The organism is uncultured Azonexus sp. (assembly GCF_937982035.1).
Classification (GTDB): Bacteria; Pseudomonadota; Gammaproteobacteria; order Burkholderiales; family Rhodocyclaceae; genus Azonexus.
The window spans coordinates 53,198-68,192 of sequence record NZ_CALJNI010000023.1 but is presented as its reverse complement, the minus strand read 5'-3'; the positions used below and the strand labels follow the sequence as shown (position 1 = coordinate 68,192).

At 59.3% G+C, this 14,995-nt stretch carries 4 protein-coding genes; all 4 read left to right on the top strand.

The window, feature by feature from the left end; genetic code table 11:
* The first annotated feature begins 315 nt into the window (after positions 1-315).
* The 4 genes from Q0799_RS15090 to Q0799_RS15075 all read left to right on the top strand — a co-directional run bounded on the left by Q0799_RS15090 (position 316) and on the right by Q0799_RS15075 (position 14,953).
* Positions 316-2,187 carry a sensor histidine kinase gene (locus tag Q0799_RS15090; protein WP_298399830.1) on the top strand — a complete coding sequence of 624 codons (1,872 nt, stop codon included), beginning with the start codon at positions 316-318 and terminating at the stop codon, positions 2,185-2,187.
* Complete coding sequence (locus Q0799_RS15085) at positions 2,184-2,870, top strand: response regulator transcription factor (protein ID WP_298399828.1); 687 nt, start codon at positions 2,184-2,186, stop codon at positions 2,868-2,870. The genes Q0799_RS15090 and Q0799_RS15085 overlap by 4 nt, the downstream gene beginning before the upstream one ends.
* A gap of 147 nt (positions 2,871-3,017) precedes the next feature.
* The gene (locus Q0799_RS15080; protein WP_298399826.1) at positions 3,018-13,298 is read left to right on the top strand and encodes a YDG domain-containing protein; all 10,281 of its coding nucleotides are present in this window, start codon (positions 3,018-3,020) and stop codon (positions 13,296-13,298) included.
* Positions 13,298-14,953, top strand: coding sequence for a ShlB/FhaC/HecB family hemolysin secretion/activation protein (locus Q0799_RS15075; RefSeq protein ID WP_298399824.1), 1,656 nt, complete (start codon positions 13,298-13,300; stop codon positions 14,951-14,953). The genes Q0799_RS15080 and Q0799_RS15075 overlap by 1 nt, the downstream gene beginning before the upstream one ends.
* The last annotated feature ends 42 nt before the right edge of the window (positions 14,954-14,995 follow it).

Below are 14,995 nucleotides of genomic sequence, written 5' to 3'. Positions count from 1 at the left end.
GCTTTCAAACTCGTCCATCGGGTTACTCCTTTTGAGTGTGCTTGGCGGCTCACTCTCGGAGTTTCTCGGATGGACGTCCGTAAACGTCAAACTTTTACTGCCTCCCCGGCAAAGCCGGAGGATTTCCCGATTGGTTTAAATAGCGTCAGATCGTATCACATAGCCATAATGACAGCAAAGTCAGTGCCCCCCGTCCAAGGCAGCGTACCCTCTTCGCCGGGGTTGCCTGAAACCGCGAACGTATGACTTACGGCATAATCCTTCAACGTAACTCGGTACGCCCCACCTGACCCCAGTTTCACCACATCTCCACTGATGCGCGCGATCCACCTTTTAATCACCCTCTTTGTCTTTCTCGCTTCTGGTGGGCAAGCGCAAGCCGCTCAATGGCCCATTGCCGAGCTTGCCAAACTTGTTGATCCCTCCGGCGAGGAAACCATCGAAAGTATTAGCCGGCCGGAGCGGGCAGCAGAATTCATTGCCGCGCCCCGGGGGTTGTCTGCCGGCTACACACGCGATGTGCATTGGCTGCGTCTGCGCCTGGATGCCCCCGAAACAGGGCTCCTACTACTTGAAATCCAACCGCCCTATCTCGACGATGTGCAACTTTATTTACCCGATGGGTCGGGAGGATTTCATCGCCGCCAGACCGGAGATCGATACCTTTTCGGCACGCGAGACATTCCGACGAGAGGCTTCGTATTTAGAGTCGCTTTCCCGTCGCCAGCCGCGCAGACGCTCTATCTTCGCGTAGAGACGACCAGCACCTCACTGGTACTGCCACGTGTATTCCTCCCTGCCGAATACGCTGCGACGCAGACCACCGAATATCTTTTGCTCGGCCTCTTTTACGGCCTCATGCTCGCCATGCTTCTTTTCAATCTCTGGCACGGCTACTGGCGCCACGATCCCGAGCATCGTGCGTTCCTGATTTATATCTCCATCGTTCTGGCGTTCATGTTCGCCATCAATGGTTTTCTCGCTCAGTACCTGTTTCCCGACGCGCCGGAGATCGCGCATCACGGACTTTCGCTTCTCGTCATCCTGAGTCTTGGCGCCGCAGCACACTTTCATCGGCTGATTCTCGCCATCAACCGCGAAACCCCGTTTCTCAATGCCTATTTTCTGGGCATGATCGGCCTCTCAACCCTATCATTGCCGGCGCTGTGGGCGGGTTATTTCACCGAGGCCGCGCACCTACTCACCCTTGCCGCACTACTCATTCCGATACTGGGTCTGTTGCGCACGGCATCGCTCTGGCGGCAAGGGCGCACTGGCAGCAGTTTCATTGCTTTGGGATATGCCCTCAGTTTGATCTCTTATCTCGTCAACGTACTGTCGATTCAGGGGGTTTTGCCCGGTGGCCACTGGCAACTTTACAGCTTTCAGGGCGGCGCACTCCTCGCACTGATTTCTTTCAACTATGCGCTTTACATGCGATTGCGGGACATCCACAAGCAACGTGATGCCGCACTTGAGGAGGTGCGCCAGACACGAATTGCTCATCAGGCTGAAAAACTCTCCCGCGAACGTCAAGGCGCCCTGCTCGCCATGCTCACGCACGAACTCAAGACCCCGCTGGCGGTCATCCGCCTCGCCCTCGACCGCCTGACCGGAGACAGCGGGGTTCGGCATCACGCCGCCCGCGCGATTTCCGACATTAACAGCGTGATCGACCGTTGCCGCTACGCCGACCGTCTTGACCAGGGTGAAATTCATGGCGAGCGCCAACCTTGCCAGTTGTCCGAAATCCTCGACGAATGTTTGATGCAAAGCCATCAGGCAGCGCGTTTCCGGTGCCAATTCCAAGCAGGCATTCCGCCACTGATTAGCGATAGCGCGCTGTTACGCACCATCTGCTCCAACCTGATGGACAACGCGCTCAAGTACAGCGCGGCTCGCTCCTTGATCGAAATCAGCCTGCAGACTCAGCCCCACCCCAATGGCTCACCCGGGCTGGCGCTGGCGATTGCCAACGCGCCGGGTCAAGCGGGGGCGCCCGATCCAGCGCGTGTCTTTCAGCGTTATCATCGTGAGCCGGCAGCCTACGCCCAGACGGGCTCGGGACTCGGGCTCTATCTGGTCCGCGAACTTGCCTTGCAGCTCGGTGGCGAAATTGCTTACCACCCACCGCAGGCTGACGGGCCAATCCGCTTCATTCTCTGGCTACCTCTAGAATCACGATGAATCGCACGCTCCACATCGCCGTTGTCGAAGATCACGATGCGCTTCGCGAAATGACCGTAGCCGCCCTGCGACGCCCCGGCTGGCGTGTGTGTGGATTCGAAAGTGCCGAGGCACTGTACGAAGCCCCTGAGCAGCAAGCCATCGACATTGCCTTGCTTGACCTGAATCTTCCCGGTGAAGACGGACTATCACTGGCACGCCGCCTGCGCGAGCGCCAACCTGGCATGGGCATCATCATGCTGACGGTTCGCGACCGGATAGACCAACGAGTGGCTGGCTACGAACAAGGTGCCGACATTTACCTACCCAAGCCTGCGGCGACCGAAGAACTGGTGGCCACCGTAGGCGCACTGGCACGGCGTCTGGCACCCCGCGAAACCAAGCTGGCCGACTACGAACTCGATCTGGAAGCCGGTCTGCTGCGCGGCCCATTGCGTTCCGTCAAGCTGCAGGAATCGGAAACCGCCCTGCTCCGCGCTTTTGCACTGGCCCCGGGCGGCCGCCTGGAAACTTGGCAAATGCAGGTACTTCTCGGCGAAGACAAGACCAGCCGCCTCGCCATTGCCATCCGTGCCAGCCGCCTGCGCAAGAAGCTCAACGATGCCGGAGCAACTGAAGAAGCACTGCGTGCGATCCGCGGTCAGGGCTATCGGCTGTTTCTCGATTTGCGCATTGCCGGTTGACGCCATTGATAACGAAATTTGTGAAGTTTCGGCGAGTGCTTACAGTGGGCAACGACTTTTGGCGGGCCACGCTGAAAACAAGTGAAATGTTTCTCGACGCGGCTTTGCTAACTTCGCGAGGAAACTCCTTCGCGAAGAGCACCCGTCATGAACAAAACCCACCGCATCGTCTGGTCCGAAAGCCGCCAGTCCTGGATCGTCGCCCATGAAAAATCCGCCTTCGGCGGTCGTCCCGGTACCACGGTTGCGCTGAGTTTTGCCTTGCTGCTGGGCCTGCCTGCCCATGCCGCGCCGGGCGCCAATGAATTGCCCACCGGCGGCAATGTGGTCGCAGGAAACGCCACCATCAGCACGAATGGTAGCCGCATGGATGTGCTGCAAACCACCCAGCGCACCGCCATCGACTGGACCACGTTCAACATCGGCAGCGCTGCCCATGTGCATTTCCAGCAGCCCGGTGGCGGCGTGGCGCTCAACCGCGTGCTCGACACCAACGCGAGCCAAATCTACGGCAAACTGACTTCGACGGGCCAGGTGTTTCTCGTCAACCCCAACGGTGTCTTTTTCGCCCCAGGTGCGCAGGTCGATGTGGGTGGCCTGGTCGCCTCCACCCTGAACATTTCGAAAGCCGACTTTATGGCCGGCAATTACCGTTTCGAAGGCGCAAGCAGCAACGCCATCATCAATCAGGGCAACATCACCACCGCACCCGGCGGTACGGCAGCCTTCATCGCTGCGAAGATCATCAACACAGGCAACATCGAGGCACCGCAAGGCAACGTGCTATTCGGTGCCGGCCAGAAAGTCACCCTCGACCTGGGCGGCCCGGTAAAGATTCAGGTCGAGCAAGGTGCCCTCGATGCGCTCATTGAACAAGGCGGCGCCATTCGTGCCGATGGCGGGTTGGTCTACCTCTCCGCCAAGGCGGCGGGGGAGCTTGCCAGCAGCGTCATCAATCACACAGGGCTCACCGAGGCACAGGCGCTCACGACTGGAGAGAAGGGCGAAATCTATTTGATGGGCGACATGTCGCAAGGTCAGGTGAAACTGGGCGGCACGCTCCGAGCCGAAGGCGGATTCGTCGAAACCTCGGCGGCCGAGGTCAAGGTGCAGGCCGGCGCGAAGGTGCAGGCCGGCGACTGGCTGCTCGACCCGACCGACATTACCGTCGATGGCAACCTGGCCAGCACCCTGCAAGGGCAACTCGCTAGCGGCAGCGCAACCGTCACCACGGCCAGCGGCAATGCCGACGCTGGCGATATTACGGTGATCGCCCCCATCACCTGGTCCTCCGGTAATACCCTAACCCTGCGTGCCGACCGCAATATCGCCATCAACGCAACGCTCGACGCCAGCAGCGGCAGCGGCGGCAAGCTGGCGCTGCTCTACGGGCAAGGTGCTCCGACGGCCAACAACACCGCCACCTACACCATCAACGCGCCGGTCAATCTCAAAGACGGTACCAACTTCAGCACCAGGCTAGGCAACAATGGCACGACGCACGGTTATACCGTAATCAGCACGCCGACGGCATTGCAAGCCGTCAATGCATCATCAAGATCCCGCTCGGGCAACTATGCCTTGGGCAGCAACATTAACCTGCAAGGAATCGGCTGGACCCCCTTAAATGGTTTCTCCGGGCGAATTGACGGTCTAGGCCATACGGTTAGCAATCTCACCCACAGCGGCACGGATAACCTGGGACTGGTCGGTTACAGCAGGATCGCGAGTTTCAGCAACCTGAATCTGGAAAACTTTAGCATCACCTCCACCGGCCCCGTAGCTGGCTTCGCACAGGCTGGGGCTCTGGTAGGTGCGGCATTAAGTTCCAGTTTCTACAACATCGGCTACCGCAATGTCAGCGTATCGGGCGGCAGCAGCGCGTCCGCCACTGGCGTGGGAGTGGGCTTTCTGGGCGGACTGATAGGCGTCGCGGATGTCGGTGTTGTCATCGACCGGGTGCGCGGAGAGGCCGTCACGGTCAGTGGACTCAATAATCTGGGTGGCCTGATAGGCTATGCCGTGGGGACCGGCTCGACCCGGATCAGCAATGTGCAACTCAATGATGTTGGAATCACCATCACTGGCTACGCCCCCAATTTCACCAGCTCAGCAGGCGGTCTGCTCGGCGCAGGCAGTGGCGATTCAACATCGATCCTCCCGGTGACGCGCAGCAGCGTGACCAATGTCAATATCCGCACCCAGAGTGGCAAAAATACCAATGGTGCCATCGGCGGGCTGATTGGGAAAGCGTATCGAACCTCTGTCAGCGAAAGTTACAGCACCGGCAGCATAGTGGCCAACAACAGCAACACCGGCAGCGATTCGAAATACGGTGGCGTGGGTGGCTTGGTTGGATACATGCGCGAAAGCTCCACGGTTGAGAATAGCTACACACACACCGATGTCACGCTCAACGGCACGCAGACCCAGTTGCAAGGGCTTGGCGGCCTGGTCGGACTGACCCACGCCAACAGCAACACCATCCGCAACAGCTATGCTACCGGCAAGGTCAGCTCCGACATGACGGGCACCGCCGCCTTCTACATCGGCGGCCTCCTCGGCTCTAATACGGCAAGCAATGGGCTGACACTCTCCGGCAACTATTGGGATGCCACCACTAGCACCCGAAGCAATGCTATCGGTCTGAGGTCAACGCCGTCTACCGGTATCACCGTACCCACGGCGCTCACCACCGGCAACCGTTACACCCAGGCCACCTACAGCGGGTTCGACTTTGGCAACATCTGGCGCATTTACGCCGGCGCGACTTACCCAGTCCTGCAGAACCTGCAGCGCGACCTGACAGTGCAAGCGGGCAGCCAGAGCAAGGTATATGACGCACAAAATTTCAGCGGCGGCAGCGTCAGCTATTTCGCCAACGGCGCCCCCGTCACGGCCCCCACGCTCACCGGCAACCTCGCTTACAGCGGCATCAGCCAGGGCGCGCGCAACGTCGGCAGCTATGTCATCACCCCCGGTGGCTACACCGGCATCACCCGCTCCACCCAACAGGACTATCAGAACTGGAGCGGCACCATCAATTACGCCAGCGGCACACTGACGATCACGCCCAAGACCGTCACCCTCACCGGGCTTTCCGCCAGCAACAAGGTGTATGACGCCACGACCACCGCCAACTTCAGCGGCACGGCGAGTATCAGCGGCCTGGTTAGCGGCGATGCTGTCAGCGTGAGTGGCACGGTCAGCGGCAGCTTCGCCGACAAGAATGTCGGTACCGCCAAGCCCATCACCCTGAGCGGCCTAAGCCTGACTGGCGCCAGTTCCGGCAACTACAGCTTCAGCTACCCCACTCTCTCAGCCAGCATCACCAAGGCCGACCTGACCGTGGGCGGGCTCACGGTCGCCGACAAGGTGTACGACGGCAGCAACCTTGCCCCCCTCAGCGGCACGCCCACGGTCACGCCCTTGGGCAGCGACTCCTTATCGTTGATTGGCGTCGCCGCCGGCAGCTATATCCTGGGCCCCAATGCCGGCAACAACAAACCAGTGCGAATCACCGGCATCACCCTCGGGGGGGCCGCCGCTGGCAACTACAACCTAGTCTCCAACCTTACCGGGAACATCAACCCCGCCCCGCTGCTAATCACCGCCAACGAGTTCGTCTCCTCGGGCAGTGCAACCCCCAGCGTGTTGAGCCAGTCGGGTTGCGCTTTGGTCGCCAGTTGCATCACGAGCATCAACCTCAACGGCGATGTTCTGAGTCTGAGTTTTGCGAACGGCCAACTGAGCAGTAACTACAGCACTACACTGCAAGTGGGCAACGCGACTGGGCGACTGGAAGTTAACCGCCCCCTTAGCTGGAGCGGTTTCAACCTGGCACTCTCCGCCGCCACCGATATCCATATCAACAGCACACTTACCGCCGGCGGCACGACCGACAAGGTCAGCCTCGCCTACGGCCAGGGCGCAGTCGCCGCCAGCAACAGCGCCACCTACCGCTTCGGTCTCACTGATACCGGCTTTGCTGGCAAGCTCAACCTGCAGGCCGGACAAAACCTGACGACGCAACTGGGCAGCGATGGCACGACCGTTGATTTCACGGTCGTCAATGACGCGACAGCGCTACAAGCCGTCAACAACAATAGGTCAGGAAATTTCGCCCTGGGCAGTGATGTCAACCTGAGCGGCGTAACCTGGACGTCGCTGGGTAATAGTACGAACAAATTTACCGGCAGGTTTGACGGGCTGGGCCATGTTGTCAACAGCTTATCCATGAATGTGACGACGGCTAGTCCCGGCCTGTTCGGCTTCACGCAAGACGCGACGATCAGTAATCTGGGAATAACGAATGCCAGCGTGATCACATCGTATTCCACCAACGATGGCAATGGCGTTGGCATACTCGCCGGCACAGCGTGGGATTCGGTGATCAGCAATACCTACACGACAGGCACCGTACAGGGGAGATATGCTGTCGGTGGCCTCATTGGTCGTTTGAGTTTTGATCAAGCTTCCGACCCCGGCGTCACAATCGACAGCAGTTTCTCAAGCGCACTGGTTAAAGGAGGAAATGCGCTGGGAGGGCTCGTCGGCAACGCAGTGCGTGCAAGCATCAAGACCTCCTTTGCCACTGGCAATGTGGAGGGACTGAGCGGGATCAACTCCGATAATCTCGGCGGCCTGGTGGGCTATAACGGACTAACAGGCAGCAATATTTCAACCATTGAGAACAGCTATGCCACAGGGAATGTAACGGGTTCCGGCACCGCTGCGAGTAATGGAGGGTTGGTCGGTCAAAACAATGCTCAGGGCAGAATTATCAATTCCTACGCAACAGGATTGGTAACGGGGGCTGGTTCAAAGGGCGGCTTGGTGGCTGACAATTCTGGAACCGTCACCAATTCCTACTATGACAAAACCATCAACAGTTCACTAACAGAAAATGCGGTCAATGTCGGTAAGACAACCGAACAGCTGCAGACGCTTAACACTTTTACCGGTGCCAACTGGGATGTGCTGCTTGACAGCACCTTGGCAGCCCGGACGCCACAACTGGCTCTGGACGGTAGTAGCGCCTGGAAGATGAACCCGCGCTACATCCCCTACGCCCTCACCACCATCGGTACGGGTAACTATGTGTACAACACCCAAGCGCAAACGCCGGTTGAATGGGGTAGCGGCGCGATACTGGGTAATGCCTTCGCCGACTGGGTGCTCGGCACGGATTACACCTTCACCCACAACAGCCAAAACACGACGGGCTTCACCAATGCCGGAACCTACAATCCGGTCAGTGTCACCATTTTGCGCAATGGCTACCAGAACGCGACGGCAGGCAATACCGACGGCAACCTGACCATCGACAAAGCTGCACTGACCGTGCGCGCCAACGACGATGCGCGCTTCGTGACGCAGACGGACGATCCCAACTATGCCGGGGCACGCTATAGCGGTTTCGTGGGTAACGAAAACATCAACAACCTCGGTGGCACACTGGCCATCACCCGTAGCGACAGCACCAACAATACTGCCGGCAGCTACACCCTGACCCCAAGCGGTTTGACGTCGACCAACTACGCCCTCACCTACGAAAACGGCACGTACAAGATCGTGGCGGCCGACAAGATGCTGGTGAAAGCCGGACTCACCAACACCATCTATGGCCAGACGCCGGACTACAGCATGCCGATCGTGCAGTATGTGGCCGGCGGAAATGTATTGAGCCTCAATGGCACAGCACAGGGTGGAGGCAGCTTCACTTTCGCCGAGACGGGCTCGCCCGCCAACACGGTGTCGTTCACCCTGGAGGCAACGGGTGCCCCCATCAGCTCGAGCGGCAATATCAAGGCGGGAAGTTATCAGGTGTTCGGCAGCAATTTCGTCGACAACACCCCCAATTTTGATTACACCGGCAGCAACGTCGAGTATTCCGGCGAACTGATCGTCAAACCCAAGGCAATCATGGTGGATTACACCGCCCGCAAAACCTACGACGGCGGCTATGCTCTGATCAACGCTGCGCTGACGCCCAATGGCCTAATCGGTAGCGACGATATGAGTCTGAGCGGCGATATCCGGTTCGACAAAAATTTTGCCGGCAGCCACATCAACTACCAGGTGCTGATCAATTCCATCACGGGGGCGGACAAGGACAACTATGTCATCAGCGGCGCCGAAAAATCTGGCTCACTCTACAAACTCCGTGGCACCGATGGTCAGATCGACAAACGCTTGCTGACGATCAGTGGCCTGACCACGGCCGCCAGCCGGGTCTATGACGGCACGGTCAATGCTGCCTTGAGCGGTACGGCTACCATGAACAACAATGTCACAGGCGACGGCGTCAGCCTGCGTGGCCGGGCGGTGGGTACCTTTGCCGACAAGAACGTGGGCGACAACAAGACGGTTACCGTCAGCGGCATCTCGCTGCAAGGGATGGCAGCGGTGAACTACACACTGGTTCAGCAAACCGGTTTGAGCAGCAACATCACCCCCCGATCAATCAGTGCGATTACCGGTATCAGCGCCGAGAACAAAACCTATGACGGCAGTGCTGCCGCGACGCTCATCACGCGTAACGCCAGCTTTACCGGTATGGTGAGTAACGACATCTTAAGCATTTCGTCCGGTAGCGGCGTCTTCACGGATAAAAATGCAGGCGTCGGCAAAACGGTGAATATCAGCGGCCTGACACTGGGTGGCGCAGATGCCGGCAATTACACGCTGACCAGTACGAACACGACGACCACGGCGGATATTGCCAAGGCAAGCATCAGCGCTGTTACTAGCATCACTGCCGCCGACAAGGTGTATGACGGTTCGACTACTGCCAGCCTCGACTGGAGCAGCGCAGGATTCACTGGGCTTATTGTTGGCGATAGCCTGAGTGTCACCAATGCCAACGGCGCCTTCGAAGACAAGAACGCTGCCAACGGCAAGACAGTGACGATCAGCAGCATCACGCTGGGAGGAACGGACGCCGACAATTACCTGCTGGCGACCGATGGCGCCACCACCAGCGCCAATATCACACCGAAGGCCCTGACCATTAGCGGCACAACAACCACAGACAAGATCTATGACGGCACGACGGATTCGAGCGTGACCGCTGGCGAGTTAACGGGCTTCGTCGGTGGTGAGCGGGTGAGCGTCAGCGCTAGCGGCACCTTCAACACCAAGGATGTCGCTACCGCCAACTCGGTCACGGTCGGCTACACCCTCGCTGACGGCAGTGGCGGCGGCCTGGCCAGCAACTACAGCCTGAGCAACGACACGCTCTCGGCTCGCATCACCGCGCGGGACATCGCGGTGAGCGGTCTGACAGTCAGCGACAAAGTATACGACGGTAGCGCCACCGCCACGCTGGGCGGCACGGCAACGATCAACCCGATCACCGGTGACAACCTGATGCTGTCCGGCACAGCAAGCGCTGTCTTTGCAGACAAAAACGCCGGGACCAACAAGTGGATTACGATTACCGGGCTCAGTCTCACCGGCATCGATGCCGGCAACTACAGCCTGACTTCGATTGGCAATCTGCAGGCCAGCATTACGCCAAAAGCATTGAGCATGACAGGCAGTACGGTAGCCAACAAAGTGTATGACGGTACCCTTATCGCCACCGTCACCCCGGGTGCCCTTGGCGGATTAATAGGCAATGAAACGCTCACGGTAATCGGGCTGGGCGATTTCAACAGCAAGGATGTACTAAGCGCCAACACCGTGGCAGCTTATTACAACCTGACCGATGGCAGCAATGGCGGACTGGCCGACAACTACACCGTTGGCGGTGAAAATTTCAGCGCCCGCATCACCCCCAAAGCGCTGACCGCAACCGTGGCGGCACCCGGCAAGGTGTACGACGGCACCACAACCGCCAGCCCGACATTGACCATCACTGCCGGCCTGGTAGGCGCAGAGACTGTGGCGGCAACGGGAACGGCCAGCTTCAATAGCAAGGATGTCGCCACGGCCAATCGGGTCACGGTGGAGAGCGTTACCCTGGCCGATGGGATCAATGGGGGACTGGCGAGCAATTACAGCCTGGCTGCCGGTCAAACCGTTGCGGCCAGCATCAGCAAAGCCGACCTCGCCATCAACGGCGCCACGGTAGCCAACAAGGTCTATGACGGCACTACCCGCGCCACGGTAAGCAACGGCACGATTTCAGCACTCGGCAGTGACGATGTTGTGCTTTCCAGCGAGGCGCATGGCGCTTTCGCCAGCAAGGATGTCGGCACCCACGCAGTGGCCACGGCCTATACCGTGAGCGGTGCTGACGCCGGCAACTACAACCTGCTCCAACCCGCCGGGCTTGCCGGCGATATCGCCAAAGCCCTGCTCACCGTCCGGGCTAACGACGACGCAAAGTTCTTTGGCGAGGCCGACAACCTGACGGCCGGTGTGAGCTACAACGGCTTCGTCGCCGGCGAAACCAGCACCGTGCTGAATACGACCGGCCTGAACGTCACCCGCAGCGGCGCAGGTACCGACGAAGCTGCCGGCATGTATGCCAATTCGCTTGTCGCCTCAGGCCTTGCTGCGGGCAATTACGACTTTAGCTACCAGCCTGGCAACTTCACCATTCTGGCCGCGGAACAACTGCTGGTCAGAGCCGGCAATGCCAGCAGCACCTACGGCAGCAGCGGAAGCTTCACGCCCGTCGTGCAATACAAGAGCGGCAGCACGGTTTATACCCTGACACAAACGGGCAATACCGGCAGCACTTTCACGTTCGACGACTTGCGCGGGGGCACCGCCACCTTCACCCTTGGCGCAACGACTAGCGTCAGCGATCTAAGCACCGCTGGCCTACTCAAAGTGGGCAACTACCAGGTCGCCGGCAGCGCCTTCAGTAAAACTGGCGGCAACTTCGATGCTAGCAACATCACCTACATCGGCAACCTCGCGGTGACACCGCTTCTGGCCAGCCTCTCCGCTGCCAGCGTAACCAAGGTTTACGATGGCAACACCCGGATCAACGGCAATGCCAGCCTGAGCAACCTGCAAACTGGCGACATTCTGAGTGTGCTCAATACCGGCGGCAATTTCGCCAGCAAGGATGTCGGCAACGGCATCGCCTATGCCCTCTTTGGACTGAGCCTGTCGGGTGCCGATGCCGCCAACTATTATCTGGGCAGCACAAGCGCCAGCGGCACCGGCAGCATCACCGCCAAACCCCTTACCGCCCATTTCAGCGGCGTGGACAAAACCTACGATGGCAGCACCAGCGCCGCAGTGCTTGGGAGCTCAAGCGACATCATCGCTGGCGATGAGGTAAGTTTCAACCAGACCGCACACTTCATCGACAAGAACGTCGGCACGGGCAAGACCATCAATATTGCCGGCATCAGCCTGGGTGGCGCACAGGGCGGCAATTACAGTCTGGTCAACACCTCAGCAAACACTTCGGCCAACATTTCAAGGTTGAATTCCGTGATCTGGACTGGCGGCGCGACGGGTAACTGGTTCGATCCGGGCAACTGGGCAGGCGGTGCCGTGCCGGATCTTGCCAACGTGGCCAATGTGGTGATCCCCGCCAACGTAGTGATAAGTTTCAATAACACCGCAACCCCACCCGCACAGTCCGGCACCGTGAATGTGGATTCAATCGGTAGCGCCGGCGGTCTGAATATCTCCGCCGGAACGCTAAACGTTGCCAATAACCTGTCGCTCGGTCGCTATGTGCAAAGCGACGGCACGGTCAATATCGGCGGCAACTTCACCATTGGCGATCACTTCGATCAGCGCGGCGGGACACTCGATATCACGGGCAACGCCGGCATCAACCAGACGAGCGGCAACACCACACTGGGTGACATTCTGGTCGGCGGTACGCTAGGCGTGAGCGCTGCGGGTAACATCGCCCAAGCCCGCGGCAGCCGCGTTGCTGTCACGGGCGTAACAACGCTTTCCAGCAGCGCCGGCGACATCCTCCTGGATAACCCGGACAATGATTTCGGCGGTACTGTGGCCGCCACGGGGCGGAATATCACGTTGAGAGACGCCAATGCGATCACACTCGGCAGCATTACCGCCATCAATGACCTCACGGTAACCGGCCGGGGCATTACCCAGACGGGCAGTGGGCGCACAGTTGGCGGTGTAACCACGCTGAATGATTTGAGCGCGGTTCCCTCAAATAACACCTCAAGCAACGAGATGCGGAATACCGCTGTTTTGACCGCGCAAACGGCAAGCTCAGGTCTGCCGCCTGCTCAGACGACGAACTCAATAACGGGAAGTGCTCCATCGTTCTTTACGTCAACGCCGCCTACCGACCAGGGAACGGGAATGCAACTCTCCAACGGCATCGCATTTGTTAACCTACCCGAGGGTGGCAGCAATCCGGGCAGCTTGCCTTCAGAAGCCAGCGGGTCCGCCCCGTCGGGTTTCATGCGCGTCTTCGTGGTACGCGGTGGGGTACGCTATGACGCTGAATCAGAGAACGTGAGCAACCAATAATGAAATCGACCTATATCCCGTTTTTCCTAGCACTTCCGGTCTCATTGGCCCTTGCCCAACAGCAACCCGATGCGGGTCAGACCCTGCAACAGCAGCAACAGGCTCCCCAACTGCCACGTACCGGGCCCGCCATCGACATCCAGAGCCCAGCTGTGGTTACCACCGTGCCCGGCGGCACAGAAGTGAAACTCGCCAGCCTGACCATCAGCGGTACATCCGTCTTCAGCGAAGCGGAACTCGTGGCCGTGCTGGGGGAGATCGCTGGAAAGTCCTATGACCTCGCCGGCCTGCGTGCTCTGGCCGAGCGCATTTCGCGTCACTATCGCGAAAACGGTTACCCCTTCGCCCGAGCCTTCATCCCCCAGCAGACCATGCACGAGGGCAAGCTTCGCATCGAAGTCGTCGAGGGTCGCTATGGCCAGGTGCAGGTGCTAGGCGACCAGGCACTGGTGACTGCTGCCACCGGTTTCCTGTCCCCGCTCAAGACCGGCGACCTCATCGCCTCGGCCCCGCTCGAACGCGCCACGCTCGTTCTCGACGACCAGCCAGGCATCCATGTCGCCCCCATCATCCGCCCAGGCCAGCAACTGGGTACCGGCGATCTCGACGTGCGTGTTGAGCGCACCCCGGGCTTGAGCGGCGATGTCGGCTTTGACAACCACGGCAACCGCTTTACTGGCGAATACCGCGCACGCGCCAACTTGCAGTGGGATAGCCCCTTCAGCTTCGGTGACCAGGTTGCCCTTCGCCTGCTCTATTCCAACGAAGCCATGTGGATTGGCGCCTTAAGTTACAGTCTGCCACTAGGTAGCAGTGGTTTGAGGGGCAACATCGGCTATTCGCACACCTACTACGAGCTCGCCAAGGATTTTGCCAATCTTGGCGCCACAGGTACGGCTAAGGTCACTTCGTTAGGGCTCAGCTACCCACTCATTCGTTCGCAAAAGGCCAATCTCACGCTCGCTGCCACTTGGCAGAAAAAGGCGCTCAACGACAAGCAGGAATCGGCCAACACCAATGACGACAAATCCAGCGACAGCATGCCCATCACGCTCAACTTCGATCGGCGCGATAGCATCTGGGGAGGTGGCATCACATACGGCAGCCTGACTTACACGACCGGTCGCCTCAAACTCGGCAGTGTGCTGGAAAACACTGACCGTGCCAGCGGTCAGAACACCCGGGGCAGCTTCGACAAGTGGAACCTCGATATCGCTCGCGTGCAAGCCACACCGGTCACCAACCTGGTGTTATTCGGCCGCCTGTCTGCGCAATCAGCCGGCAAGAACCTCGACAGTTCCGAAGGTTTCAGTCTTGGCGGAGCCAACGGGGTGCGTGCCTATCCGAGTGGTGAAGGCAACGGTGATGAAGGTTGGCTCGTTCAACTGGAAGCACGCTACACCGTCGGTCCTTACAGCCTCTACCTGTTTCACGACAGTGGCCGGGTAGCACTCAATGCAAACAATAGCCGCCTGACGACTCCGGCCAAACCGAATCACCGCTCGATCAGTGGCGAGGGTGTGGGCATGCGTTATAACCGCGGCAACTGGAACATGGACGCAACACTCGGCTGGCGCAACCATGGCGGCCCTGCCCTGTCCGACGGAAGAGAACGCAATCCCCGCCTGTGGGTGACGGCAGGATACCGGTTCTGAGGTTCTGTATTTCAGGTAACCGATTAACTTGTGAAATTGTGG